Source organism: Haloferax sp. KTX1, from assembly GCF_902410085.1.
Lineage (GTDB): Archaea > Halobacteriota > Halobacteria > Halobacteriales > Haloferacaceae > Haloferax > Haloferax massiliensis.
Window position 1 is genome coordinate 353,599 of record NZ_CABPRH010000001.1, and the last position, 24,894, is coordinate 378,492.

Here is a 24,894-nt window from a genome sequence, read left to right on the forward strand (position 1 = left end):
GCCGGTATCGGTAGGTATGTCCGACGACGAACTGAACGACATCCGGAAGCAGAAACGCGAACAACTCGAATCCAAGCTCCGCGGAGACGGCGGGAGTGCGGCGAAAGAAGCCGCCGCTTCTCCGGCAGAGCCCATCCACGTCGACGGCGCAGAAGAGCTGGAAGACGCCGTCGCCTCGAACGACGTGGTGCTCGTCGACTTCTACGCGGACTGGTGCGGCCCGTGCAAGATGCTCGAACCCACGGTGAAGAAGCTCGCACAGAACACCGACGCCGCGGTCGCCAAGGTCGACGTGGACGCGAACCAGGAGCTCGCCGCCCAGTACCAGGTCCGGGGCGTCCCGACGATGGTGCTTTTCGCCGACGGCGAGGCGGTCGAACAGCTCGTCGGCGTCCGCGGCTACGACGACCTGAAGGGCCTCGTCGACGCGCAGCTCGCGTAAGCGTCCTCCGTCCCCGGGACTCGGGGTCGATTTATTGACGCTCTCGTCCGACCTTCGGGTATGCAACTCGTCGCCGAGCACATCGACATCGGCACCCGGTCGCCGACGGTCCTCCTGAACGAGAGCGACGCGGCCGAACTCGGGGTCCACGCGCTCGAACGCGTCCAACTGCGTCGGGGCGGGGGGACGACCATCGGCATCGTCGAGCTGACGGACGAACTCGTCTCCGAGGGGACCCTCGGCGTGACGCGCCGCCTCGACCACCTCGAAGGCGCGGTCGAGGTGTCGGTCGCGCCGCAACCCGACTCGGTGTACTACATCCGCAAGAAGCTCGACGACATCGAACTCGAAGCCGACGAACTCTCGCGAATCGTCCGCGACATCTACGAGGAGCGCCTCGCCGACGTGGAACTCGGGGCGTACGTCTCCGCGACCTACACGAACGGGCTGTCCCTCGAAGAGACGATGCACCTCACGGAGTCGATGGCCGACGTGGGCGAGACCATCGCGTGGGAGGAGCCGGTCATCGCCGACAAACACTCCATCGGGGGCGTCGCGGGCAACCGCGTCACGCCGATTCTCGTTTCCATCGTCGCCGCGGCGGGGCTGAAGATTCCGAAGACCTCCTCGCGGGCCGTCACCTCCGCGGCGGGCACCGCCGACACGATGGAGGTCCTCTGCGACGTGGAGTTCTCCGTCGCGGAGATACGCGACATCGTCGGGGAGACCGGCGGCTGTCTCGTCTGGGGCGGCGCGGTGAACCTCTCGCCGGTCGACGACCGCATCATCCGCGCCGAGACGCCGCTTTCCATCGACCCGAAGGGCCAGCTCATCGCCTCCGTCCTCTCGAAGAAGAAGAGCGCCGGCTCGACCAACGTCGTCGTCGACATCCCCTACGGCGAGGGCGCGAAAGTCGAGAGCCTCGCCGAGGCGCGCGAACTCGCGGAGGATTTCAACCGCGTCGGCGACCACCTCGGGATGGCCGTCGAGTGCGCCATCACGAACGGGGCCGCCCCGGTCGGCCGCGGCGTCGGCCCCGTGCTCGAAGCCCGCGAGGTCCTCGCCACGCTCGCCGGCGGCGGCCCGAACGACCTGCGGATGAAAGCGGTCCGCCTCGCCGACCTGCTGTTCGAGTCCGTCGGCGTCGACGCCGACGCCGCCGAGATTCTGGACTCGGGGCAGGCCGAGGAAACCTTCCGCGGGATACTCGCCGCGCAGAACGGCGACCCCGACGTGGAGGCCGCCGACCTCTCGCCGGGCCGGCACACCGTCGCGGTCAGAGCCGACCGCGACGGCGTGGTCACGCACATCAACAACCGCCTCGTCAACGAGGTCGCCCGCCGGGCCGGCGCGCCGCGAGACCCCGGGGCGGGCCTCGAACTCCACCGCCGCGTCGGCGAGATGGCCGCCAGCGGCGAGACGCTGTTTACGGTCCACGCCGAGTCCGAGGACAAGCTCGCCGACGCGAAGGCGCTCACCGAGCGCGTCGAGACCGTCCGGGTCCGACACCCCGACGAGGCGCTGGTCGACCGGGTCTGAACGCCGGTTCCGCGGCGACCTTTTTGCGTCCGACGCCCGTAGTTCCCGCATGGACGACCGCGTACATCCCGAGGTCCGGCGCACCGCGACGGAAATCGACACGATGGAGACTCGCGGCGCGGCGACCATCGCCGACGCGGCCGCGCGGGCGCTCCGGACGCAGGCCACGGAGAGCGACGCCGCCGACGCCGAGGCGTTCCGGGCCGAACTCCGCTCGGCCGCGCGAGCGCTCTACGAGACGCGGCCGACCGCGGTGAGCCTCCCCAACGCCCTCCGGTACGTCCTCCGCGGCACGTCGAGCACGACCGTCGAGGGACTGCGACAGACCGTCGTCGACTCGGCCGACGAGTTCTGCGACCGCCTCGAACGCGCCCAATCCGACCTCGGCGAGGTCGGCGCGAACCGCCTCCGCGACGGCGACACCATCATGACCCACTGCCACTCGACGGACGCGCTGGCGTGCGTCGAGGCGGCGGTCGAGCAGGGGAAACACATCGAGGCCGTCGTCAAGGAGACGCGACCCCGGAATCAGGGCCACATCACCGCGAAGCGACTCGACGAACTGGGCGTGCCCGTCACGCTCATCGTCGACTCGGCGGCGCGGCGCTACCTCAACGACGTGGACCACGTGCTCGTCGGCGCGGACGCCGTCGCGGCCGACGGGAGCGTCGTCAACAAAATCGGAACGAGCGGGCTCGCGGTCAACGCCCGCGACCGCGGGACGCCCATCATGGTCGCCGCCCAGACGCTCAAGCTCCACCCGGGGACGATGACCGGCCACACCGTCGATATCGAGATGCGCGACACCGCGGAGGTCGTCGACGACGAGACGCTCGCGGAGCTCGGCAACCCGACCGTCAAGAACCCCGCGTTCGACGTGACGCCGCCGCGCTACGTCGACGCCATCGTCACAGAACGCGGGCAGTTCCCGCCCGAGAGCATCGTCATCCTGATGCGGGAACTGTTCGGCGAGGGAACCTCGGAGCCGTGGGCGGAACCGGAGGCGCGAGCCGAACCATAGGCAGGCCCCGACCCGTCGTCGCGGGCCGACACGCAGTCACGGCCCGCCGACGAGGTCGCCCATGACTTTCATCTCCGCCTTTCGCAGGTGCTCCGCCGCGGTGCTCGTCGAGCAGTCGAGCCGGGCGGCCACGTCGGCGACCGACCCGGTCCGCGGCTCGCGGTAGTAGCCGCAGTCGACGGCGGCCTCGACGGCCTCGCGCTGGCGGGGCGACAGCGACCCGGCCGAAACGCTCCCCGGCCCCGTGTACTCCCGGACCCGCACGATTTCCAGACCGCGGCCCTCGGGCATCTCCTCGACCGCCGACTGGAGGGTGTCGTCGGTGCCGACGAGCGTCACCGACACCGTGCCGTCGCCGTCGAAGACGACCGGCGGGACGACGATGAGGTCGCCCCGCGTGACGGCCGCCGTCTGCCTCGCGCCCGCCGGGTCGAGTCGCTCGTTCACCACGATGAAAAACGAGTCGCCGGGGAGCTGTGAGACCTCGTACGACCGGATGCGCTCTGTCTCCGCGAGCGCCGCCTCGTAGGCCTCGATGGCGGAGCCGAACACCTCGAAGACGATGGTGTTCCTGTCCGTCACCGTCGGGTTCCAGTGGTGGAGTTCGGTCCGCTCGAACGCCTCGTGGTCGGCGACGAACTCGTGCATCGGGTGCAGCTGCTCGTCGTCGGGCGCGAAGCGAAGCCTGACGGATTTCATGCCAGCGGGTTGATTCGACCGCGACATAAAAACTGGCCGCACTGGTGAGGCAGAACGCCGAACCGACGCCCGGGCGAACGAACGGGTGTCAGCCGCCATGTCACTCGAACGCCCGCAGCAGCCCCCCGAGTCCGACGACGACCCCGCCGCGCCCGCCGCCGACGACGCCTCCGGTCCCCTCGACGCCGACGCGCTCCGGCGGGCGTTGGGCGACGCCGCCCTCGCCACCGAGGAGCACGTCCACGCGCCCGCGGTGCAGATTCGCCCCGACGCGGTGCAGTCGTCGCTTTCGGCCCTCCGCGACGGTCTCGGCCTCGACCATCTCTCGTGTGTGACCGCACAGGAGTACGAGGACCGCTACGAGTCCGTCTATCACCTGAAGTCCTACGACGACCCGACCCGAGAGGCGAGCGTCGTCGTCCCGACGCCCCGCTCGGACCCGGTGAGCGAATCGGCCGCGCCGGTGTTTCGGACGGCTGACTGGCACGAACGGGAGGCGTACGACCTCGTCGGCATCCGGTACGACGACCACCCGGACCTGCGCCGCATCCTCCTGCCGGAGACGTGGCAGGGCCACCCGCTCGGGCTGGACTACGACCAGACGCGCCCCCAAGTCGTCCGGTACGACGAGAACGCGAACCCGCTGGCCGAGGACGGCCGCGCGGACACGAACACGATGCTTCTCAACATCGGGCCGCACCACCCGGCGACCCACGGCGTGATGCACCTGCAGGTCGCGCTGGACGGCGAGCAGGTCGCCGACGTCGAGCCCGATATCGGCTACATCCACCGCTGCGAGGAGCAGATGTGCCAGCGGGGAACCTACCGACACCAGATTATGCCGTACCCCGACCGCTGGGACTGGGGCGGCGGCGGCCTCCTGAACGAGTGGGCCTACGCCCGCACCGCCGAGGCGCTGGCGGACATCGACGTGCCCGAGTACGCGCAGGTGCTCCGGACGCTGGCGGCCGAACTGAGCCGCATCCTCTCGCACATGCTCGCGGTCGGCGCGTACGCCCTCGACGTCATCGGCGACTTCACGGCGACGTTCATGTACGCCATGCGGGACCGCGAACTCGTCCAGAACATCCTCGAAGACCTCACGGGTCAGCGGCTGATGTTCAACTACTTCCGGCTCGGCGGGGTCGTCTGGGACCTCCCCGAGCCCCGCGAGGAGTTCTTCGAGAAGGTCCGGGCGTTCGTCGACGGCCTCCCCGAGAAGTTACGCGAGTACCGCGACCTCCTGACGGCGAACGAGATTCTGCAGGCCCGCACGGTCGACACCGGTATCCTCCCGCCCGAGGTGGCGAAGGACTACGGCGTGACGGGGCCGGTCGCCCGCGGCTCCGGCATCGATTACGACCTCCGGCGCGACGATCCCTACGGCTACTACGACGAACTCGACTGGGCGGTCGCCGTCGAGGACGACTGCGACAACTTCGCGCGCCTGCTCGTCCGCCTCCGCGAGGTCGAGGAGTCGGCCAGCATCGTCGCTCAGTGTGTCGACCTGCTCGAAGGCTGGCCCGAGGACGAACGGACTATCCAGTCGAACGTCCCGCGAACCATCAAACCGGACGACGACACCGAGGTGTACCGCGCCGTCGAGGCCGCGAAAGGGGAGTTGGGAATCTACATCCGCGCCGACGGCACCGACACCCCCGCGCGGTTCAAGATTCGCGGCCCCTCGTTTTCGAACCTCCAGGCGCTCCCCGAGATGGCCGAAGGCGAGTACGTCCCGGACCTCATCGCGGCGCTCGGGAGTCTCGACACGATAATGGGAGAAGTAGACCGGTAGTCGTCGTCGGGCCGACGGGTCGCGTCGCAGTCGGCGACGGGGTCGCGGTCGCTGACTCAGTCGTCCGACGGCGAGGGACCGGTCCCCTCACCCGAGCCGTCGGCGACGGCCTGTGGGCCCGGCGGCGGCGACCCGTCGGGGGTCGTGCCGGCCGACGCGGGAGCGTCGCCGCCGCGTTCGCTTCCGCCGCCGTTTCCGACGTCGAAGCGGCCGACGAGATCGTTGAGCGACTGGGCGGACTCCGACACCTGCTGGATGTTCCGCGTGACCTCGTTTATCGCGGCGGTCTGCTCTTCGGTCGCCGCAGAGACCGTCGCCGTCTCCGAGGTGGTCTCCTCGCTCACGCTCGACACGTCGTCGACCATCGAGACGACCTCCTCGGTCGAGACGGCCTGGTTCTCGGTCGCCTGCGATATCTCCTCGACGCCGTGTTCGGCCTCTCGAATCGCCCCGGAGATGTGGTCGAACATCTCGATTGCACTGCCGATGGTCTCCGAGCCGCTCTCGACGCTCTCCTGCATGGACTGCATGTCGTCGACCGTGCCGTCGGCGCTCTCGCGCACCTCGTCGATTCGGGACTCGACCTCGTCCGTGGCCTGGCTGGCCTCCTTGGCGAGCGCCTTGATCTCGTTGGCGACGACGGCGAAGCCCTCGCCGGCCTCGCCCGCGCGGGCGGCCTCGATGGAGGCGTTGAGCGCGAGCAGGTCCGTCTGCTCCGCGATGTCGTTGATGAGCTGGACGATTTCGTTGATTTCGCCCACCTGCTCGCCGAGGGCTTCGACCCGCTCGACCGCCTCGTCGGCCTCGGTCTCGATGGTCGATATCTCGTCTGTCGCCTCCGCGGCGTGTTCGCGCCCCTCGTCGGCGAGCGACACGGCCTCGTTGGCGGACTGGACGACGCCGTCGGCGGAGGCGGCGACCTCCTCGATGGTCGCAGAGAGGTCGTTCATCTCGTCGGCGACCGTCTGGAGCCGCTCGGTCTGCTGTTCCGCGCCGTGGGCGATTTCCTCGACCGACCGCGCGGTCTCCTGACTCGCGGACTCGATTTCCTTCGCGCTCGACACCGTCTCGTTGCTCACCGCCGCGAACTCGTCGGCGACGGACTGCACCTCGACGAAGCCGTCCTGTAGCTTCTGAATCCCGGTGTCGAGGTCGGACATGATGGCCCCGAACTCGCCGGGGAGGTCGGTCCGGAGGTCCTGGTCGAGGTTGCCGTCGCCGAGTTCCGTCCCCGCGGTTCGGAGCGCCGAGACCTGCCGTTGGAGGTTCTCCTGCATGTCGTCGAACGCCTCGACGAGTTCGCCGAGTTCGTCGTCGTTGGCGTCGATGTCCTCGCCGTCGTCGAACCGCCCGCGGGCGAGCGACTGCGCGCGGTCCCGAAGCGCCTCGATCGGCTCCGAGAAGTACCGCGCTGCGGCGTAGCCGACGCCGACGACGACCACGGCGATGCCGACCATCAACAGCAGGATGATGTTCCGGGAGGTGTCTGCGCGGTCGTTCATCGCCTGTCCGAGCTGTTCGACCGGTCCCGTCACGTCGGACTCGGGGACGGTCGCGACGAGTTTGTACTGCCCGTTGCCGAAGTGGAGCGGTGCGTACCCGACGAAGTACCGGGCCGAGTCACCGCTTTCGCCGGCCGTCTCGTAGGTGGTGAGGCCGCGCTGGACGAGACCGGCAGAGAGGTTCTCGGCGACTTCGCCCTCGACGGTTCCGAGCGATTCCTTCGGGTCAGTCAGAAGCGCACCCCCTTCGCTCACGACGCTCATGTGGCCGGTTTCGCCGACCGTGATGTCGTCGATGAGCACGTTGAGGAGGTCGAAGTTGAACTGGAGCGTGATGGTCCCCGTGAGTTCGTTCTCGTGGTAGACCGGCGCGGTGACGTAGACCGTGGTCCCGTCGTCGGTCGGTACCACCTCACTGACTTGGATTTCGCCTTCCTGAAGCCTGGCCGCGCTCTCGAACCACGCCTCGTCCGCGAACGAGGTGTCGGCCACCGACTCGGTGGCGATGCCGTCGTCCGTGCGCGTCGCTTGGACGATTCCCTGCCCGTTCTCGTCGGTGAACAGCACCTCGTCGTAGGCGGGGCGTTCCTCGCCGTCGATGGTCACGGTGCGGGTTTCGAGGTAACTCCGAAACGAGTCGTTAATCTGGCCGCGGGCGTCGGCGACGGCGGCCGTCTGCAGCTCGTAGTAGTAGACGCTCGGCGCGAGCACCCAGTCGAAGTCCTCGTGGTAGGCGTACGCGACGAACTTCTCCTCGACGGGGTTGCCCTCCTGAGTGGTGTCTTCCCACTCGTACTCGACGATGCCCCACTCCTCGCCGTCGCGGACGGCGGGGTTGGACTCGATTTCGGATGGGACCTGATTGAACGCCGCTATCTCGGCGTCGTCGACGGCGTTGACCCCGTCTTCGAGGCTGTGGTGGACGACGAAGTCGAGGTCGCCGTTCAGGACGAACGCGTAGCCGGTCGACCCGACGTAGCCCGGTCGGAACGCGTCGGAGAGCGTCCCGCCCTGTTGGACGCCGCTTCCCGCCGTGCCGGCGATGCGCGCCTCGACTCGGTCTTTCACCTGTCGTTGCTGCGCCGGCGTGAGGTCCTCCCAGTCCTGTCCGCCGTACTGGTTCGCGAGCACCGTCTGTTTCGTGGTCTCGACGGTGGCCCGCATCTGGAGCGCCATGTACCCCAACTGCGCTTGACTCTGTTCTTGGACGAGTTCCATCTCGCCGGCGCGGGCGGCCTCGTAGTTCTGCACCGGCGCCGAGTTCGCCAGCGCGAGGGCGTCGATTCGGCGGGCGTCGAGCAGGTTCTGGATCTCCTCTTGCCGGGCGGCGACGGTGTGGTTCAGGTCGCCGGTGATCTGCGATTCGAGCGTCGCCTCGCTTTGGTCTTGTGCATAACTTCCAATGCTATTCATTCCCTGTACGCCTGCGACCCCCACGACCGCCACGGGAATCAACGAGATGGCGAGACAGAGCGCGATAAGTTTCGTTCGTATCTTCATGATTTGGATGATGTCGGCAGTCCACGGTGTCCCCCAATACGCGCCAAACACCCCGGAAGTAGCCGAATCGCTCTGAATCTAGCTCTGCCTGAACGACCGTATAAAACTCACGCGCCAATTATTATCTCCGATATTCGAACGCCGAACCGATTCGGGACGACGCGGACTAACGGGTCGATGCTCACTCGGTATTGCAGTAATCGCTCAATAAATTTCGAACAGTTGTCACGAAATAGCAAACGTTGCGAACACGGGGAACCCCGCGCCGCCACCGCTGACTCTACCGCGGCGTCTCGGTCCCCCACTTATCGAGGGCGACCGCGAGTTCGGGCGTCTCCTCGGCGGCCTCGGCGATAGAGCGCCCCTCGACGTAGGCGTCGATGGCCGACCGAAGCGCCACCGCGCCCGCGCGGGTGCCGTCGGGGTGGCCGTGGATGCCGCCGCCGAGTTGGACGCAGACGTTCGTCCCCGTGGCGTCGAGCAGGTCGGGGAGCAGGCCGGGGTGGAGGCCGCCCGAGGCGACCGGCAGCACGTCGGTCGTCCCGTAGAGGTCGCCCGCGAGCCAGTCGTTGATGCCGACGGTGTCCTCGTTCGCGAGTTTGCCGAGGCCGGCGGTTCCGGTGTGGAGTTGGTCGACGCCGCAGAGGCGGCTTATCTGCGCGAGCACCCGCATCGAGACGCCGTGGGCCGGCAGCCGGTCGAAGGCGGCGTGCATGGCGCGGTGGGCGTGGATTGCGATGCCGTGTTTCTCGGTGCGCTCGCGGACGGTCTGGAGGCCCGCCCACCCCGCGGTGATGATGTCCACCATGACGTACTCGCCGCCCTGCGCGGCCACCTCGTCGACCCGGTCGAGCATCGTCCGGGTGTCGGCGGTGACGTTGATGAGGTAGGACTTCGTCTCGCCCGTCTCGTCTTCGGCGTCGTCGCGGAGCGACAGCGACTCGGTCAGGCGGTCGGAGAAGGGGTTGAACGCCTGGTCGGTCAGGTTCTCGTCGTCCTTCAGGAGGTCGACGCCGCCGACCCACGCGTCGTAGCCGACCTGCGCGTGGGCGGCCGTCGAGAGACCGACTTTCGGCTTGGGGACCGTCGCCGTGATGGGGCGGTCGGTGACGCCGAATATCTCCTCGCGGACCGACGACCCGTACAGCGGGCCGGGGTACGCCGAGACGACCGACTCGGGCCACTCGCAGTCGAGGAGGCGAATCGTGTCGACCGCCTTCATGCCCATGATGTTGCCGGCGATGCACGACAGCACCTGCGGCATGTTGCCGGGTTCGAACAGCCCGGCGGGGTAGGCGACCCGAATCAGATCGCCGTCGATGTCGAACGTCGTCGCGCCCATGTCGGTGAAGTCCGTGCCGGTCTGGAGGGCCGCCCACGTGCCGTTGGAGGACTCAGAGGCCACGCGACTCGCCGCCGCCTCCGTCGACATCCCCGTCGCGGGGTCGATGCGGAAGGTGCAGACGAGGTCCTCGTCGGTCGGTTCGTAGTCGAGGTCGAGGAAGTCTTCGTACGTGATACCCATAGCCTCGCCTACGCTCCCGCGAAGCTTAAAACGGCATCCCGAAGCGACTTTGGCCCCTCGACGCGAAGGGGAACGGTTCGGCGAGCGGCGAGGATTCGACCCTCCGCGTCAGGGCGACAGCAGCGCCCGGACCTCGCGGAACTCGGGCACGTCGGTGTCGAGGGCGGTACAGAGCGCGTCGGCCGCGCCCAGCAACCACTCGGCGCGCTCGACGCGGGACTCCACGTCGCCCGGTCCGATTCGGTAGCGCTCGACGAGTTCCTCGATGTCCGAGCCCTCGGTCCACTCGTGGAGGATGCGGGCGGTCTTGACCGCCGTCAGCCACTCCTCGAAGGGGTCGGCGTCGTGCATCGCGGTCGTGAACTCCGCGGCGTAGCTCCGGGCGTACTGGTACATCTGCGCCCGCTCTTGGTTGCCGAGGTAGGTGTCGTGCATGTCGGGCGTGTCGCAGACGACTTCCAAGGCGGTCCGGGCGGTGACGTGCTCGTCGGCCATCCCCTCGATGGTGCGGATGCCCGAGACGATGCGCGCCCCGGTCGTCGGCGAGACGTACTGTCTGGAGGTCTGTGCGCCCAGCGTCGTCGCCGACAGCGACCCTGCCGACGCGTCGAGGAGCTCCATCGTTTCGAGGTCCGAGACCACGTCGGCAACGAGTTCCGCGAGGTCGACGTTCGGGTTCTGGTGGGCGTAGTAGGTCGCCGAGAACACGTCGGCGACGCCGTCGAGGCTGTCGGCGAACCCGGAGGCGACGACCGAGAGGACGTGCGTCCGGAGCGCCTCGGGGTCGGCGAACTGCGAGTCGACAGCCTCCGCGTCGGCGGTGACGTAGCGGTCGAACAGTTCCGCCTTCGTGTCCGCGTCGCCGACGAGGACGGCCTCGCCGAACGGGTCGAGGTGCGGGCGACCGGCGCGGCCGCACATCTGGTGCACGTCGAGGACGGGAATCCACTCCATCGCGTCGCCGGTGTAGCGCTTCTGGTCGCGGATGACGACCCGGCGAGCGGGGACGTTCACCCCGGCGGCGAGCGTCGGCGTCGCGCAGATGACCGCGAGCCGGCGGTCCCGAAACGCGTTCTCGACGGCGACGCGGTGGGCGCTCCGCAGGCCGGCGTGGTGGAAGCCGACGCCGGTGCGGGCGCACTCCGAGAGCTGGCGGCCGGTCGCGGTGGCCCCGAGTTCGTCGAGTTCGTCGCCGAGGGCGGGCGCGGGCGAGAGGTCCTCGTCGGCGAGGCGGTCGGCGAGCGCCTCGGCCTCGCGGCGCGACCGGACGAACGCGAGACACTGCCCGCCCGCCTCGACCGCGTCCTCGACGAGCGCGACGGTCGCTTCGGTGGCCTCGTCGTCGTTCGGCCCGGTCGGGGGAACGGCCACGTCGAGGTCGGTGCCGTCGTCGAACTCGACGGACTCGTCGGCGTAGACGCCGGTGCGGAGCGAGACGGGTCGCCACGTGCTCTCGACGAGGTCCGCGTCGAGCCAGTCGGCGATGGCTTCGGGGTTATCGACGGTCGCCGAGAGGGCGACCAGTTGGAGGTCGGGGACGCGGCGCTGGAGTGTCGAAAGCGTCACTTCGAGCGTCGGCCCGCGACCCGGCGCGCCGAGCAGGTGGACCTCGTCGACGACGACGCAGGCGAGCCGTTCGACCCACGGCGCGCCGTTTCGAATCGCGGAGTCGACTTTCTCGCTCGTGGCGACCACGATGTCGTGGTCGCCGAGTTCCTCCTCGGCCGCGTCGAAGTCGCCGGTGGAGATACCGACGCTCACGCCGGGGAGTTGGTCGAACGTCTCGTACTTCTCGCGGGCGAGCGCGCGAAGCGGGACGATGTACAGCGCCGGCCCGTCGGCGGTGAGCATGGCGAGTTCCGCGATGAACGTCTTGCCGCTGGCGGTCGGAATGGCGGCGACGACGCGGCCGCCCGCCGCGACGCCGGCGTCGACGGCGGCGGCCTGCGGCGGATACAGCTCCTCGATACCGTTCGACTCGTAGTGGGAGACGAGGGCCGCCGACAGCGGGAGGTCGCGCACGCGCATCTGTGACAGTTCTCGTGGCGGACTCACATAAGTATCTTCGCCGACGGGAGTTCATCGGCCACCGGTCGGTCCGGCGTTCGGGCGGCGAGGACCCGGCGTGGAAGACGGTCAGTGGCTGTCGGTGGCGGCGGTGCGACAGTCGGAACTCTCGGGGCGATGCGGTGATGAAAAATCGAGATGTCGTCGGCCGCGGGGTGGCCGATTATCGCGGAATCGGCTCGTGGTTCGTTACGCGTCGGGGCCGGACCACCGCTGGAGGGTCGCAGAGCTCGACCCCGCTTCGTCGGTCCAGACGATGCGGACGGTCTGGTCGGAGAGCGATTCGCCGTCCTCGGGTATGATGGTGACCGAGGTCCCCGCCGTCACGTCGGTTTGCGTATCACCGTTTAGTGCGGTCCAGGTTCGACTCTCCGCTGCATCCCCGGTTGCTTCATCAGGTGCGTAGATGCCGACACCCGTCGTGATGTTCAGCTGGTCCGAGTCGATTGCGCCACCGCTCTCGTGGGTGATGTTGAGGTAATCTGCGCTACTCTGGTTGTAGTCGAAGCTGAAGCTCGCCTGCGGAGCGGTCGCGGTCTGTTCGCCCAGTCCCAACACGAACGTCCCGATGACGGCCGCGAGGATGACGGTAATCGCGACCATCAGAATCACACCGATGACCGGCGACACCGCGTCGTCGTCTGCGAATAGTTGTTTGAGTTTCATGGTTTGTATGTCGTATACATACGCGGTTTATCCGCGGAAATCCCACCCGGAATGCGGTATGTATGGTTGCTACATTGGCCGTCGGGAACATAAATCTAACCTATAGTAGGCACTAGAAGTAGTTGCTCACTTTAGGAACAGAGAGTTTGTCGAGAGCGGTGTCGATCGCTGTTGTTAGCTCATCGAGCGAGTCAAAGAAGCGGTTGCTAAGAGCCTTTTGCAGCTGTCTCCAGCATTCTTCGACCGGATTCAACTCCGGTGAGTACGATGGAAGTGTCACGAATGCGAGGTCGTCACGGGCCGCTAGGTCCGTGACGGCCGACGCTTGGAAATACGGCGCTCCGTCCAGCACCACGAGCAAGTCATCTTCAAATTCTTTACATAGTGCTAAAATGAAATGTTTCGCGTGTTCAGCGGTAACGTACTCTTCGAATCGTGAGAAGAAGCGATCACCGTCCTCGGTGATCGCACCCAGCAGACACGTCCAGTCGCGTTGGCCAGAGAGTTCGACCGAGGGCCGCGTGCCGCGCGGAAACCACGCGGCACGCGGCTCGACTTGTACGGATTTCTTAGTTTGGTCAATACAGACTACGGTGGCGTCCATCTCCCGCCGCTTTTTTTGAGTTCTTCGTAGAACGCTTCTTGCTCGGTTTCAGCAGCTTCGGCAGCTTTCCGGCGTGGTTTCTGATAACTCAATCCCGCTTCTTTCAGCAACCGCCGACAACTCGGGATTGAATACTCGACGCCGTATGTTTCCTCGAGAAACTCTTGGGCAAGCGCCGGCGTCCACGCCGGCGCGTCGAGCCCGACTTCTTCAGGAGGTTCGTGGACGGTCTCTTGAAATTCGCTTTGCTGTGTTTCTGAAAGTTTTCGCTTCCTTCCAGTTCGTTTATCATCAGAAACGGCTTGCTCAAGCGACTCGTTGGTGTCGAGTCGCTTGAGCCAGCTGTAGATCGTCCGGCGTTGAACATCGTACCACTGGGCTAGCTCGGTCTGCGTGACACCGTTCTTGTACGCGATAGCTGCTAAGAGCCGTTGTGTCGGCTTCTTTCCGTCCACGTTGTCGAGAGCGTCTTGCAATTCCTCGACGGAAATCTCGTCAAGATGGTTCATTATCTCTTGCAAGATATTTTGAGTAAAAAGTTCTAACGATTACTATAGTAAACAACAACAAAAATCACGTTCAGCACTAGCACACTGTTCAGTAAAGAATCATGAAACGCAGGCGACTTCGATGCGTCGCCCCGAAAAATCAGTCGTCGCGGGCGACTCAGATGTAGTCGTGTTCGGCGAGGCGCTCGATGGCCTCGCGGAGTCGCTCTTCGCTCGCGGCGTAGGAGATGCGGGCGTAGCCCGGCGCGTTGAACGCGCTGCCGGGGACGGTCGCCACCTTCGCGTCCTGAATCGCGCCCTCGCACCACGCTTGGTCGTCGTCGTCGACGGGGAGCATCATGTAGAACGCGCCCTTCGGGACGGCCACGTCGACGTCGTGTTCGGCGAGGAGGTCCACGAGCATGTCGCGTCGCTCCTCGAACGCCTGGCGCATCTCCTCGACGTCGTCGTCGGTGCGCTCCGAGAGCGCCTCGACGCCGGCGTGCTGGACGAAGTTCACGGCGCAGGAGACCGAATGCGAGTGGAGTTTGCCGGCCTGCGCGATGAGGTCCGACGGGGCGTGGAGGTAGCCGAGCCGCCAGCCGGTCATCGAGAACGCCTTCGAGAAGCCGTTGATGGTGATGGTGCGGTCCTCCATCCCGTCGAGGGAGCCGAGCGAGGTGTGCTCGAAGCCGTCGTAGACGATGCGCTCGTAAATCTCGTCGGAGATGACGGCGAAGTCGTGTTCGACCGCGAGGTCGCGGACGCCTTCGAGCGCCGCGTCGGAGAACACGCCGCCGGTCGGGTTCGACGGGGAGTTGACGACGAGGAGCTTCGTCTCGTCGGAGACGGTCTCGCCGAGTTCGTCGAGCGCGGGTTCGAGCTTGAAGTCGTGCTGCGCGAGGTCGACGCGGCTGAGCGTGCCGCCGGCGAGCTTGACCATCGCCTCGTAGGAGACCCACGCGGGGTCGAGGAGAACGACCTCGTCGCCGTCGTCGACGAGCGTCTGGAACGTCTCGAACAGCGCCTGCTTGCCGCCGGGCGTGACGATGACCTCGTCGGCCTCGGCGTCGACGCCGTTCCCGCGGAGCTTCGCCGCGATGGCTTCCTTGAGTTCCGGAATCCCGTTCGACGAGGTGTAGCTCGTGTGTCCCGCGTCGAGCGCGTCCTTCGCCGCCTGCGTGATGTTGTCCGGGGTGGGGAAGTCCGGCGCGCCGACCGAAAGGTCGACCACGTCTTCGCCCTGCGCTTCCAGTTCGCTCGCGAGGTTCGAGATGGCGAGCGTCGCGCTCGGTTCGACGCGGCCGACTCGGTCGCTGAAATCGAAGTTCATGCCAACGCCTCCACCATATCGGTCGCGGCGTAAACCGCTTCCGCACCTTTGCTGACGCGCTCGCGGGCCTCAGCCCCGCTCATTCCGGGGCCGGAGACGCCGAAACAGACCGGCGTGTCGCGGTCCAACGAGACCTCTGTCAGCGACTTCGCGGTCGCGTCGGCGATGACGCGGTCGTGGTCGGTGTCGCCGGTGACGATTGCGCCGATGACCGCGACGGCGTCGACGTCGTCGCGGCGGGCGAGTCGGTCGGCCGCGAGCGGCGAGTCGTACGCGCCGGGGACCTGAATCGTTTCGACGACCTCCGCGTCGCGCTCGGCGGCCGCGTCGCGGGCCGCCTCCTCCATCTGCTCCGTGACCGACGAGTTGAATCGGGCCACGACGAGTCCGAGAGAGACCATGGCCGACCCTTCCCGTCTCGGATAAAAGAACTACCGACACCGACCGAATTTGGCCCCGGCGACGGCCAAGCACAAAAGTTGTATTGACGGCGTGGCGATGGGTGGGCATGAGTACTGACAGTGGGACCGAGACGGTCGCTCGGTCCCGTGCCCTCCCGGCGGTTTTCGGCGTGGCGGTCCTCGCCCTCCTCGTCCGCCTCGTCGACCTCGGCGGCCGCATCTTCCACTGGGACGAAGGCCGCGTCGGCTACTGGATTCTGCGCTATCACGAGACCGGCGAGTTCACCTACCGACCCATCATCCACGGCCCGTTCCTCCCCGTCGTCAACGACTACCTCTTTGCGGTCCTCCCGGCGACGGACTTCACGGCGCGGCTTCCCGTGGCCGTCGTCGGCGGCCTGCTCCCGCTTTCGGTCTGGCTGTTCCGCGAGCACCTCCGCCGCGACGAGATGGTCGCGCTCGCGGTCTTCCTCGCGGCGAACCCGCTTTTGATCTACTACTCGCGGTTCATGCGCAACGACGTGCTCGTGGCCGCCTTCTCGTTCGTCGCGCTCGGTTTCGTCGTCCGCGCGTACGACACCGGCCGCCTCGCGTACCTCGTCCCCGCGGGCGTCTCCTTTGCGACCGGGTCGGCGACGAAGGAGAACTACGTCGTCTACCTCGCGTGTTTCCTCGGGGCGGCGGTCCTCGTCTTCGACCACCGACTGCTCGCCCGCACCTCGGCCGGCGAGTCAGCCCGCGACATCCTCTTTTCGGAGCTACCGGCGAGTCTCCGCGACCGACTCCGCGCACGCGGGGCCGGCAGTCTCGGCTACGGCGCGGTTCGATACGCCGCGGGCGTCCTCGGCGGCCTGCTCGCGTTCCTCGTCGTCTTCGTCTTCTTCTACGCGCCGCGGCCCGACCTCTGGAGCGCGCTCGGCGGTTCCGCTCCGATGCTCCCGGTTCTCGAAGCCGGGACCGTCGGCGCGGCCTCCGAGATGGTCGGCAGTTGGCTCGGCGGGAGCCACCAGTCCCACGAGTACCTCCCGTATCTGAAGGACTTCCTCGAAACGTTCGTCTACGGCGCGCCGGTGCTCATCGTCTTCGCCCTCGTCGGCATCGTCGTGGACCGCTACGGCGTCGTCGCGGGCCGCATCCGGTGGCTCGTCGCCTTCGCGACCTACTGGGGCGTCGTGAGCATCTTCGGCTACCCGCTGGCGACCGACATCCAAGCGCCGTGGGTCGTCGTCCACGCGGTCGTCCCGCTCGCGATTCCCGCCGCGGTCGGCGCGGCGTTCGTCTTCCGCTCCGGCGTGCAGGCGCTCGACGCCAAAGACACGGTCGGCGTCGGCCTCGCGGCGCTCGTCCTCGTCGCCTCGGTCGGCGGCGTCGCGGCCGCGAACGTCGACTACTGGAACGCCTCGACCGACGAGGACAGCGAGGTGCTCCAGTGGGCGCAACCCGCGAACGACTTACAGGCCACGCTCGACGACGTCGAGCGCGTCTCGGCCGCCAACTCCGGGACGGACGTGCTCCTGTACGGTACGCACCCGCCGGACAACGACGAGACCCACTTCTACGTCGAAAACGAGTCGGACCCCCTCGGCGGACCGTCGTGGCACAGCCGCCTCCCGCTCCCGTGGTACTTCGAGGGCGCGGACGTCGAGCGCACCAGTAGCGCGCCGGACGCGAACGTCTCCGAGGTGACCGCCGACGCGCCGCCGGTCGTCGTCGCCTACGAGTGGGACCGCGCCGAACTCGAACCCGAACTCGACGGCTACGTCGCGCGCCAGCACGCCTTCAAACTCTGGAGCGAGGACGTGGTCGTGTTCATCGACGAGGACGCCCTCGACGCCGCGAACGAGACGCGGGGCTGACGCCGGACAGCGGCGTTCGACCGCCCCGATTTTCCCTCGCGTTCGACGCGTTCGAGCGTCCGGCTCGTTCCGCGTCTCCTTCCCCAATTGTATCCACGGACGTGATCATTTGAACACTGAATGTGGCAACGTTTATGCACCGACGTACTGAACCCGCGACTGTGACCGTCACCGTACCCGGACCCACGCTCGGCGTCGTCGGTGGGGGCCAGCTCGGGCGCATGCTCGGCGAGGCCGCCGCACCGCTCGGCGTCGACATCGTCGTGCTCGACCCGACACCCGACTGCCCGGCGTCGGCCGTCGCCGACCAGATCGTCGGCGACTTCGACGACCCCGAGGCGATGGCGGAACTCGCCGCGCGGGCCGACGCGCTGACGTTCGAAATCGAGCTCGCCGACCCCGACCTGCTCGACGAGTTGGCCGCCGAGGAGGGAATCGCGGTCCACCCCTCGCCCGACGCGCTGCGGACCATCGAGGACAAACTGGTCCAGAAGGACACCTTCGGCGAGGCGGGCATCCCGATTCCGCCGTTCCACCGCGTCGACGACGCGGGGGACCTCCGCGACGCGCTCGACGAGTTCGGCTCGGTCATGCTGAAAGCCCGGACCGGCGGCTACGACGGCCGCGGGAACGTCCCCGTCACCGACCCCGAGGACGCCGAGGCCGCAATCGAGGAGGTCGGCGGCCCGGCGATGGCCGAGGCGTTCGTCGACTTCGAGCGCGAACTGTCGGTCATCGGCGTCCGCGGCGAAGACGAGATTCGGACGTTCCCCGTGGGCGAGAACGTCCACGAAGAGGAGATTCTCCGCGAGACGATCGTCCCGGCGCGGACGACAGACGAGGTGCGCGAAGAGGCCGACCGCGTCGCCCGCGAGGTGCTCTCGCATCTGCCCGGTCGCGGCGTCTTCGGCATCGAACTGTTCGAGACCGCCGCGGGCGACGTGCTCGTCAACGAGGTCGCCCCGCGCCCGCACAACTCCGGCCACTGGACCATCGAGGGCGCGCTCTCCTCGCAGTTCGAACAGCACGTCCGCGCCGTCCTCGGGTGGCCCCTCGGCGCGACGACGCGCCGGTCGCCCACCGTGATGGCGAACGTCCTCGGCACGGTCGACGAGAGCCAGCCGGCGCGACTCGGCGGCCTCGACGACGCTCTCGCCGAATCGGGCGTCTCACTGCACTGGTACGGCAAAGACGAGGTTCGGCCCCTGCGAAAGATGGGCCACCTCGCCGCCGTCGGCGACGACGACGCCGACCTCGAAACGCTTCTCGCACGCGCACGCGAGCTCCGCGACGGACTGCACTTCGACTGATTCACCATGACGACAGAACGGGACCTCATCGACGAACTGCACGCACAGGCCGACGCCGACCGCGACCCCGAGACGACGCCCGACGTGGGCATCATCATGGGGTCTGACTCCGACCTCGACGTGATGTCCGGCGCGCACGAGGCGCTGGACACGCTCGGATTCGGCGAGCAGACGGACTTCGACGCGCCGCCCGAGGAGCGGTTCACCTACGAGACGTACGTCGTCTCCGCACACCGGACGCCGGACCTGATGTACGCCTACGGCGACACCGCGCGCGACCGCGGCGTCGAGGTCATCATCGCCGGCGCGGGCGGCAAGTCCGCGGACCTCCCGAACATGACCGCCTCCATCGCGTACCCGATTCCGGTCGTCGGCGTCCCCGTCCAGGAGAAGTCGGTCGACTCGGTCATCGGGATGCCGACGGGCGCGCCCATCGTCGCGGTCGACGCCGGCAAGTCGTTCAACGCGGCGCTGTCGGCGGTACAGGCGCTCTCTCGGGGACACCCCGAACTCGAAGACCGGCTCGTCGAGTACCACGAGGAGCTCGTTTCCGACGTGGCCGAGACCTCGGCCGCGCTCCACGACCTCGGGGTCGCCGGCTTCCGCGAGTCGCGGTAGCGGGCCGCGTTTCGCTGCCGGTCGCCACCCGGCCGTTTCCGCGCCTGTGGGGTCGCTATCGGCGTCGAAACCCCGCCCGTGCGGGGTTCCGGGCGTCTCTCGCGTATTTTCCAAATAGAAGCTCTCTCGCGCCCGAAACACACAAATCAATGTTTATAGGGGAGCGCTTCTAACCGCCGCACGTCAGGGAGACACGGCATGAGTGATTGGATTGCAATCGGTGCGATGGGCTTGGTCGGTGTCGGCATACCGCTCGCGATGATGGCGGTGTCGGCGCTGCTTCGCCCAAGCGTACCGGAACAAGGAAAGAGTGCCACGTACGAGAGTGGTGAGGTGCCGACAGGCACGGCGCGCGTCCAGTTTAACATTCAGTACTACATGGTCGCGCTGCTGTTCCTCGTGTTCGACATCGAGACCGTCCTGATTTTCCCGTGGACGGTCATTTACCGCTCGGCCCTCGAACAGGGCGCGTCGCTGGCGGCGATTCTGACGCCGATGCTCGTTTTCATCGGTGTCCTCGTCGTCGGCCTCGTCTGGGCGTGGCGCAACGGCGCTGTCAAGTGGGTCAAAAGCCCGCAGGCCAGCCGTCGTAAGACAGAGAGGCAAGATGCATGAGTAGCGAACAGAAGCCATTCGTCACGGACGATACACAGGTACAGACCGAGACTCGCGACGCCCGCATGGCGGGGGCGGACGACCGGTTCAACTCGAAGCTTCGGGAGGCCTTCGGCTCGTCACCGTTCATCCTCACGAAGTTCGACAACTTCATGAACTGGGTCCGCGGGTCCTCGATGTTCATGCTGCAGTTCGGTATCGCCTGCTGCAGCATCGAGATGATGCACACCTACGCGATCAAACACGACCTGGACCGGTTCGCGGCGGGCGTGCCGCGCGCGTCGCCGCGACAGGCCGACGTGATTATCGTGCCGGGGACGATCGTCTCGAAGTTCGCCCCGCGCATGAAGCGCGTCTACGACCAGATGCCCGAACCGAAGTTCGTCGTCGGCATGGGGTCGTGTACGATTTCCGGCGGCCCGTTCCAGGAGGGCTACAACGTCATCAAGGGCGCAGAGGAGGTCATCCCGGTGGACATCCACATCCCCGGCTGCCCGCCGCGCCCGGAGGCGCTCATCTACGGGATCGCGAAGCTCCAAGAGCGCATCGCGAACGGCGAGTCCAGCCCGGTGACGGTCAAGCCGTACGAACTGGAGCAGTTCGGCGACCTCGAACGCGACGAAATCGTCGACAAACTCGCCGCGCAGATCGACGAAGACGACCTCGTCATGCGGTACAACTGGGCTGATTCGCCATGAGTCTCGAAGAGCAGCAGTCCGACGAGCCCGCGGAACTCGAATCGGGCGTCAGTCGCGGCGACGAACTCGCCGACCTGCTCGGCGACCTCGTCGTCGGCCGCGAAGAGCACATGAACGCGCCCGGCCTCGTCATCCGACCCGACGAGGTCCAAGACGCGCTGTTCAAGCTCCGCGACGAGGCCGGTTTCGACCACCTCTCGTGTGTGACCGCACAGGAGTACGAGGACCGCTACGAGTCCGTCTACCACCTGACGAAGTTCGACGACCGGACCGACGAGGTCTCTGTCGTCGTGCCCACGTCGAAGGACAACCCGGTCAGTCAGTCCGCCGAACCGGTCTACCGGACGGCCGACTGGCACGAACGGGAGGCGTACGACCTCGTCGGCATCCAGTACGAAGACCACCCGGACCTGCGCCGCATCCTCCTGCCGGAGACGTGGCAGGGCCACCCGCTCGGGCTGGACTACGACCAGGACCGCCCGCAGATCGCGACGCTCCGCGAGCACGCGAACCCGCTGGAGGAAGACCACCGCGCCGCGGGGGACAACAACACGATGTACATCAACATCGGTCCCCACCACCCGGCGACCCACGGCGTGCTACACGTCGAGACGGTCGTCGACGGCGAGCAGGTCGTCGACCTCGACGCCGACATCGGCTACCTCCACCGCTGCGAGGAGCAGATGTGCCAGCAGGGGACCTACCGGCACCAGATTATGCCGTACCCCGACCGCTGGGACTACATCTCGGCGGGACTGCTGAACGAGTGGGCCTACGCCCGCACCGCGGAGGACCTCGCGGACATCGAGGTTCCCGAGTACGCCCAGATCATCCGCACGATGGGCGCGGAACTGTGCCGAATCGCGTCGCACATGATCGCGCTCGGCACGTTCGCGCTGGACGTGTACGGCGACTTCACGGCCATCTTCATGTACGCCATGCGGGACCGCGAAATCGTCCAGAACATCCTCGAAGACCTCACCGGTCAGCGCATGATGTTCAACTACTTCCGGCTCGGCGGCGTCGTCTGGGACCTCCCCGAACCCCGCGAGGAGTTCTTCGAGAAGGTTCGCGACTTCCTCGACGGGCTTCCGCAGGCGCTTGAGGAGTACCACGACATGATCACCTCGAACGAGATTTTGCAGGCCCGTACGGTCGGCACGGGCGTCCTGCCGCCGGAAGTCGCAAAGAGCTACGGCGCGACCGGCCCGGTCGCCCGCGGCTCCGGCATCGACTACGACCTCCGCCGCGACGACTCCTACGGCTACTACGACGAACTCGACTGGGACGTCGTCGTCGAGGACGGCTGCGACAACTTCTCTCGCCTGCTCGTGCGCATGCGCGAAGTCGAGGAGTCGGCCAAGATCATCCAGCAGTGCGTCGACCTGCTCGAAGACTGGCCCGAAGACGAGCGGAACATCCAGGCCAACGTTCCGCGCACGCTCAAACCCGAAGAGGACACGGAGATCTACCGCGCCGTCGAGGGTGCGAAGGGCGAACTCGGCATCTACATCCGCGCCGACGGCACCGACAAGCCGGCCCGCTTCAAGATTCGCAGCCCGTGTTTCTCGAACCTGCAGACGCTCCCCGAGATGTCCGAGGGTGAGTACATCCCCGACATGATTGCCTCGCTCGGCAGTCTCGACATCGTTCTCGGAGAGGTGGACCGGTAATGAGTCTGCAGGCAGTCCTTCCGGACACGGTCAGCGGCCTCCTCGGCCTCGAAGGCGTCCTCGGTGACGTCGTCGGCGGACTCGTCGGCGCGTTCCTCGTCGCCAACATCATGCTCATCATGACGGCGTTCGCCGGGCCGTGGGCCAAACGGAAGATCACGGCCGCCTTCGGCGACCGCATCGCGGTCAACCGAATCGGTCCGTTCGGGCTTCTGACCATCGTCACGGACGCCGTCCGACTGCTGTCGAAGGAACTCATCGTTCCCGAGGGCGTCGACCGTCCCGCGTGGGACCTCGCCCCGATGGTTATCCCCTTCTCTGCGCTGCTCGGATTCGCCGTCATCCCGATGGGCAACGGCATCCAGCTCGCTGACCCCGAGACCGGTCTCGCGTTCGCCTTCGCCGCGGCGTCCATCGCCTCGCTGGGCATCGTCATGACCGGCTACGCATCGAACAACAAGTTCTCGCTCATCGGCGCGCTCCGCGCCGTCGCGGCGAACATCGCCTACGAGATTCCGCTGGTCGTCACGGCGGCCTCGGTCGTCATCTTCGCCGGCTCGCTCCGCATGAGCGAAATCGTCGCCGTGCAGGCCGAACCGCTGCTTTCGGTCGCCGGCGTGACGATTCCGACGTGGTTCGCGTTCGTCAACCCCTTCGCGTTCGCGCTGTTCGTCATCGCGAACCTCGCGGAGGTCGGCCGCAACCCGTTCGACATCCCCGAAGCGCCGACCGAAATCGTCGCCGGGTACCAGACCGAGTACTCCTCGGTCTACTTCGTGCTCATCTACCTCGGCGAGTTCATCCACATCTTCCTCGGCGGCGCTATCGCGGCGACCCTGTTCCTCGGCGGTCCGGCGGGCCCTGTGCTTCCCGGATTCGTCTGGTTCACCATCAAAATCTGGGCGTTCTTCCTGTTCACCCAGTGGGCGCGCTCCGCGGTGCCGCGCCTTCGCGTCGATCAGTTCCTCGAAATCGGTTGGAAGGGGATGCTCGTGCTCTCCTTCGCCAACCTGGTTCTCACGGCCATCATCGTGGGGGTGATTGCATGATCGGAATCCTGAAAGGCATGGCAGTGACGCTGAAGCACGCGCTCGACGGGCAGACGTTCACGGTCGAGTACCCCGAGACCGCGCCCGAAGTGAGCCCGCGTTTCCGCGGCGTCCACAAGTTCAGCCAAGAGCGGTGTATCTGGTGTCGCCAGTGTGAGAACGTCTGTCCGAACGACACGATTCAGATCGTTCAGGACGACCAGCGCAACGGCGAGCAGTACAACCTCCACATCGGCCAGTGTATCTACTGCCGGCTGTGCGAGGAGGTCTGCCCCGTCGACGCCATCCTGCTCACGCAGAACTTCGAGTTCACGGCGGACACGAAAAACGACTTCGTCTACAACAAAGAACAGCTCAAGAACGTCCCGTGGTACAAGGACATCGACCCGCTCAACTCCCGCAACCCCGACCGCAACGCGTGGGTCGGCGAGGGCGAAGGAGAGGTCGACTACCAGTAACATGACCGCGAGTGAATCGTTCGAGTCCCGTCAGCCCGCGTCCGCTACCGGACGCTGAGGACGTTCTCGAAATGTTCAAAGGGATATCTCAAGGAGACACACACAATGGTTTATGAAACCATCGCGTTCGCGCTGTTCGCCCTCGTCACCGTGGGCTGCAGCCTGGGCGTCGTCCTCGTGCGGGACATCTGGCATTCCGCACTCCTGCTCGGGGGCGCGCTCTTGAGCGTCGCGGTGCATTACGTGATGTTGCAGGCGGAGTTCCTCGCCGCCATGCAGGTCCTCGTCTACGTCGGCGGGGTCCTGATTCTCATCACGTTCGCCGTGATGCTGACGCGTATCAATCCGGAGGTGAGTAGTACATGACAACCAAACCGCAGCTGAAACTCGGTTCGCACCTCGTGCCCGGACTCGCTGCCGTCGCGCTGTTCGTCGTGATGGCGGTCGTGTTCCTCGGCGCGTCGTTCCCGGACCCACAGGGGTTCGCAGAGGGAGCAAACATCACCGCGAGCATCGGCTATTCGATGTTCAACCTCGGGTTCGGAAGCGTCGACGGCGAGAGCATGCTGGTCGCGTTCGAAATCATCGACCTCGTGCTCGTCGCCGCGCTTGCCGGCGCGGTGCTCCTCGCTCGCCGCGAGGACACCGCGGGGCAGATGCGGACCATCCTGACCGACGGCGGTCGGGAACTCAAGCAGACGCTGTTCGACGACGAGGAGGGTGACAACTGATGGTCCCCGCGCAGTATTACCTCGTCCTGTCGGCCGCCGTGTTCTGCATCGGCATCTTCGGCCTCTTGACCCGTCGGAACGCGCTGTTGTTCCTGATGTCGGTCGAACTGATGCTGAACGCCGCGAACATCAACCTCGTCGCCTTTTCCTACTACTGGGGCAACGTGACGGGCCAGACGTTCGGGCTGTTCACGATGGCGCTCGCCGCCGCCGAGGTGGCGGTCGGTATCGGCATCATCCTCGTACTGTACCGCAACTTCGACGGCGTGGACGTGACCAACGCGACCACGATGAGGTGGTAACA

General features: G+C 66.8%; 23 protein-coding genes and 1 pseudogene. 15 read left to right on the forward strand and 9 right to left on the reverse strand.

The annotated features are described in order from the left end of the window. Positions 1 to 16: 16 nt before the first annotated feature. The 3 genes from trxA to FY251_RS01830 are packed head-to-tail and all read left to right on the forward strand — an operon-like array spanning position 17 to position 3,002. The gene (trxA, locus tag FY251_RS01820) at positions 17 to 442 is read left to right on the forward strand and encodes a thioredoxin (protein WP_148413196.1); all 426 of its coding nucleotides are present in this window, start codon (positions 17 to 19) and stop codon (positions 440 to 442) included. 60 nt (positions 443 to 502) lie between these two features. After that, on the forward strand, positions 503 to 1,981 hold the full coding sequence (locus FY251_RS01825) for an AMP phosphorylase (protein ID WP_148413197.1): 1,479 nt from the start codon (positions 503 to 505) through the stop codon (positions 1,979 to 1,981). A gap of 49 nt (positions 1,982 to 2,030) precedes the next feature. Further along, on the forward strand, positions 2,031 to 3,002 hold the full coding sequence (locus FY251_RS01830; RefSeq protein WP_148413198.1) for a ribose 1,5-bisphosphate isomerase: 972 nt from the start codon (positions 2,031 to 2,033) through the stop codon (positions 3,000 to 3,002). 36 nt (positions 3,003 to 3,038) lie between these two features. On the opposite strand, the gene FY251_RS01835 is transcribed toward FY251_RS01830, so the two are convergent. Further along, positions 3,039 to 3,701 carry a helix-turn-helix domain-containing protein gene (locus FY251_RS01835; protein WP_148413199.1) on the reverse strand — a complete coding sequence of 221 codons (663 nt, stop codon included), beginning with the start codon at positions 3,699 to 3,701 and terminating at the stop codon, positions 3,039 to 3,041. A 97-nt stretch (positions 3,702 to 3,798) separates the two neighbouring features. On the opposite strand from FY251_RS01835, the gene FY251_RS01840 reads away from it, so the two are divergent. Continuing rightward, a complete protein-coding gene (locus FY251_RS01840) occupies positions 3,799 to 5,496 on the forward strand; it encodes an NADH-quinone oxidoreductase subunit D (protein ID WP_148413200.1) in 1,698 nt (565 codons plus the stop codon). Positions 5,497 to 5,552: 56 nt separating this feature from the next. Here the strand turns inward: FY251_RS01840 and FY251_RS24205 are convergent, their stop codons facing one another. From FY251_RS24205 to ribH, 8 genes and pseudogenes are all read right to left on the reverse strand, one after another. Then, positions 5,553 to 6,773, reverse strand: coding sequence for a methyl-accepting chemotaxis protein (locus FY251_RS24205; RefSeq protein ID WP_394349421.1), 1,221 nt, complete (start codon positions 6,771 to 6,773; stop codon positions 5,553 to 5,555). Next, a pseudogene (locus FY251_RS24210) lies at positions 6,768 to 8,498 on the reverse strand (cache domain-containing protein); the annotation flags it as partial. The gene FY251_RS24205 and the pseudogene FY251_RS24210, both read right to left, overlap by 6 nt. Positions 8,499 to 8,778: 280 nt before the next feature. Beyond that, positions 8,779 to 10,023 (reverse strand): type III ribulose-bisphosphate carboxylase, encoded by a 1,245-nt coding sequence (gene rbcL / locus FY251_RS01850; protein WP_148413202.1) that lies wholly within the window; start codon positions 10,021 to 10,023, stop codon positions 8,779 to 8,781. 108 nt (positions 10,024 to 10,131) lie between these two features. Continuing rightward, positions 10,132 to 12,051 carry a DEAD/DEAH box helicase gene (locus FY251_RS01855; protein ID WP_148413203.1) on the reverse strand — a complete coding sequence of 640 codons (1,920 nt, stop codon included), beginning with the start codon at positions 12,049 to 12,051 and terminating at the stop codon, positions 10,132 to 10,134. A gap of 228 nt (positions 12,052 to 12,279) precedes the next feature. Next, positions 12,280 to 12,756 (reverse strand): type IV pilin, encoded by a 477-nt coding sequence (locus FY251_RS01860; protein ID WP_148413204.1) that lies wholly within the window; start codon positions 12,754 to 12,756, stop codon positions 12,280 to 12,282. A 112-nt stretch (positions 12,757 to 12,868) separates the two neighbouring features. Continuing rightward, a protein-coding gene (locus tag FY251_RS01865) for an IS630 family transposase (protein WP_148413205.1) occupies positions 12,869 to 13,869 on the reverse strand; the annotation gives its coding sequence in 2 pieces (ribosomal slippage) (positions 12,869 to 13,377 and positions 13,377 to 13,869; 1,002 coding nt in all). Between the two features lie 157 nt (positions 13,870 to 14,026). Next, a complete protein-coding gene (locus FY251_RS01870; RefSeq protein WP_148413206.1) occupies positions 14,027 to 15,181 on the reverse strand; it encodes a pyridoxal phosphate-dependent aminotransferase in 1,155 nt (384 codons plus the stop codon). Further along, on the reverse strand, positions 15,178 to 15,582 hold the full coding sequence (ribH, locus tag FY251_RS01875; RefSeq protein WP_148413207.1) for a 6,7-dimethyl-8-ribityllumazine synthase: 405 nt from the start codon (positions 15,580 to 15,582) through the stop codon (positions 15,178 to 15,180). The genes FY251_RS01870 and ribH overlap by 4 nt, the downstream gene beginning before the upstream one ends. A 107-nt stretch (positions 15,583 to 15,689) precedes the next feature. Here ribH and FY251_RS01880 point away from each other — a divergent pair, with 107 nt between their 5' ends. From FY251_RS01880 to nuoK, 11 genes are all read left to right on the forward strand, one after another. Beyond that, complete coding sequence (locus FY251_RS01880; protein ID WP_148413208.1) at positions 15,690 to 17,438, forward strand: flippase activity-associated protein Agl23; 1,749 nt, start codon at positions 15,690 to 15,692, stop codon at positions 17,436 to 17,438. A 161-nt stretch (positions 17,439 to 17,599) separates the two neighbouring features. Continuing rightward, a complete protein-coding gene (locus tag FY251_RS01885) occupies positions 17,600 to 18,748 on the forward strand; it encodes a 5-(carboxyamino)imidazole ribonucleotide synthase (RefSeq protein ID WP_148413209.1) in 1,149 nt (382 codons plus the stop codon). 6 nt (positions 18,749 to 18,754) lie between these two features. Beyond that, positions 18,755 to 19,366, forward strand: a complete 612-nt coding sequence (purE, locus tag FY251_RS01890; RefSeq protein WP_089778660.1) for a 5-(carboxyamino)imidazole ribonucleotide mutase — start codon at positions 18,755 to 18,757, stop codon at positions 19,364 to 19,366. 198 nt (positions 19,367 to 19,564) lie between these two features. Further along, entirely contained in the window at positions 19,565 to 19,981 is a 417-nt protein-coding gene (locus tag FY251_RS01895) for an NADH-quinone oxidoreductase subunit A (RefSeq protein WP_148413210.1), read from the forward strand. After that, on the forward strand, positions 19,978 to 20,679 hold the full coding sequence (locus FY251_RS01900) for an NADH-quinone oxidoreductase subunit B (protein ID WP_148413211.1): 702 nt from the start codon (positions 19,978 to 19,980) through the stop codon (positions 20,677 to 20,679). The genes FY251_RS01895 and FY251_RS01900 overlap by 4 nt, the downstream gene beginning before the upstream one ends. Next, on the forward strand, positions 20,676 to 22,352 hold the full coding sequence (locus FY251_RS01905; RefSeq protein ID WP_148413212.1) for an NADH-quinone oxidoreductase subunit D: 1,677 nt from the start codon (positions 20,676 to 20,678) through the stop codon (positions 22,350 to 22,352). Before FY251_RS01900 ends, FY251_RS01905 begins: the two co-directional genes overlap by 4 nt. After that, positions 22,352 to 23,401: a complex I subunit 1 family protein gene (locus FY251_RS01910; RefSeq protein ID WP_148413213.1), complete on the forward strand. Its 1,050-nt coding sequence runs from the start codon at positions 22,352 to 22,354 to the stop codon at positions 23,399 to 23,401. The genes FY251_RS01905 and FY251_RS01910 overlap by 1 nt, the downstream gene beginning before the upstream one ends. Beyond that, the gene (locus tag FY251_RS01915; RefSeq protein WP_004043961.1) at positions 23,398 to 23,859 is read left to right on the forward strand and encodes an NADH-quinone oxidoreductase subunit I; all 462 of its coding nucleotides are present in this window, start codon (positions 23,398 to 23,400) and stop codon (positions 23,857 to 23,859) included. The genes FY251_RS01910 and FY251_RS01915 overlap by 4 nt, the downstream gene beginning before the upstream one ends. A 105-nt stretch (positions 23,860 to 23,964) precedes the next feature. Further along, entirely contained in the window at positions 23,965 to 24,225 is a 261-nt protein-coding gene (locus tag FY251_RS01920) for an NADH-quinone oxidoreductase subunit J (protein ID WP_004043960.1), read from the forward strand. Next, the gene (locus FY251_RS01925; RefSeq protein ID WP_007274753.1) at positions 24,222 to 24,590 is read left to right on the forward strand and encodes a hypothetical protein; all 369 of its coding nucleotides are present in this window, start codon (positions 24,222 to 24,224) and stop codon (positions 24,588 to 24,590) included. Before FY251_RS01920 ends, FY251_RS01925 begins: the two co-directional genes overlap by 4 nt. Then, the gene (gene nuoK, locus FY251_RS01930; RefSeq protein WP_004043958.1) at positions 24,590 to 24,892 is read left to right on the forward strand and encodes an NADH-quinone oxidoreductase subunit NuoK; all 303 of its coding nucleotides are present in this window, start codon (positions 24,590 to 24,592) and stop codon (positions 24,890 to 24,892) included. The genes FY251_RS01925 and nuoK overlap by 1 nt, the downstream gene beginning before the upstream one ends. Positions 24,893 to 24,894: the final 2 nt, after the last annotated feature.

Excerpts from the sequence above, each read along its gene's own strand:
- rbcL (WP_148413202.1), bottom strand. The coding sequence starts at position 10,023 with ATGGGTATCACGTACGAAGACTTCCTCGACCTCGACTACGAACCGACC.
- ribH (WP_148413207.1), bottom strand. The coding sequence starts at position 15,582 with ATGGTCTCTCTCGGACTCGTCGTGGCCCGATTCAACTCGTCGGTCACG.
- FY251_RS01895 (WP_148413210.1), top strand. The coding sequence starts at position 19,565 with ATGAGTGATTGGATTGCAATCGGTGCGATGGGCTTGGTCGGTGTCGGC.
- FY251_RS01870 (WP_148413206.1), bottom strand. The coding sequence starts at position 15,181 with ATGAACTTCGATTTCAGCGACCGAGTCGGCCGCGTCGAACCGAGCGCG.
- FY251_RS01860 (WP_148413204.1), bottom strand. The coding sequence starts at position 12,756 with ATGAAACTCAAACAACTATTCGCAGACGACGACGCGGTGTCGCCGGTC.
- FY251_RS01925 (WP_007274753.1), top strand. The coding sequence starts at position 24,222 with ATGACAACCAAACCGCAGCTGAAACTCGGTTCGCACCTCGTGCCCGGA.
- FY251_RS01900 (WP_148413211.1), top strand. The coding sequence starts at position 19,978 with ATGAGTAGCGAACAGAAGCCATTCGTCACGGACGATACACAGGTACAG.
- FY251_RS01855 (WP_148413203.1), bottom strand. The coding sequence starts at position 12,051 with ATGCGCGTGCGCGACCTCCCGCTGTCGGCGGCCCTCGTCTCCCACTAC.
- FY251_RS01915 (WP_004043961.1), top strand. The coding sequence starts at position 23,398 with ATGATCGGAATCCTGAAAGGCATGGCAGTGACGCTGAAGCACGCGCTC.
- FY251_RS01880 (WP_148413208.1), top strand. The coding sequence starts at position 15,690 with ATGAGTACTGACAGTGGGACCGAGACGGTCGCTCGGTCCCGTGCCCTC.
- FY251_RS01825 (WP_148413197.1), top strand. The coding sequence starts at position 503 with ATGCAACTCGTCGCCGAGCACATCGACATCGGCACCCGGTCGCCGACG.
- FY251_RS01910 (WP_148413213.1), top strand. The coding sequence starts at position 22,352 with ATGAGTCTGCAGGCAGTCCTTCCGGACACGGTCAGCGGCCTCCTCGGC.
- FY251_RS24205 (WP_394349421.1), bottom strand. The coding sequence starts at position 6,773 with ATGCAGGAGAACCTCCAACGGCAGGTCTCGGCGCTCCGAACCGCGGGG.
- purE (WP_089778660.1), top strand. The coding sequence starts at position 18,755 with ATGACGACAGAACGGGACCTCATCGACGAACTGCACGCACAGGCCGAC.
- FY251_RS01920 (WP_004043960.1), top strand. The coding sequence starts at position 23,965 with ATGGTTTATGAAACCATCGCGTTCGCGCTGTTCGCCCTCGTCACCGTG.
- FY251_RS01840 (WP_148413200.1), top strand. The coding sequence starts at position 3,799 with ATGTCACTCGAACGCCCGCAGCAGCCCCCCGAGTCCGACGACGACCCC.
- nuoK (WP_004043958.1), top strand. The coding sequence starts at position 24,590 with ATGGTCCCCGCGCAGTATTACCTCGTCCTGTCGGCCGCCGTGTTCTGC.
- FY251_RS01905 (WP_148413212.1), top strand. The coding sequence starts at position 20,676 with ATGAGTCTCGAAGAGCAGCAGTCCGACGAGCCCGCGGAACTCGAATCG.
- trxA (WP_148413196.1), top strand. The coding sequence starts at position 17 with ATGTCCGACGACGAACTGAACGACATCCGGAAGCAGAAACGCGAACAA.
- FY251_RS01835 (WP_148413199.1), bottom strand. The coding sequence starts at position 3,701 with ATGAAATCCGTCAGGCTTCGCTTCGCGCCCGACGACGAGCAGCTGCAC.
- FY251_RS01830 (WP_148413198.1), top strand. The coding sequence starts at position 2,031 with ATGGACGACCGCGTACATCCCGAGGTCCGGCGCACCGCGACGGAAATC.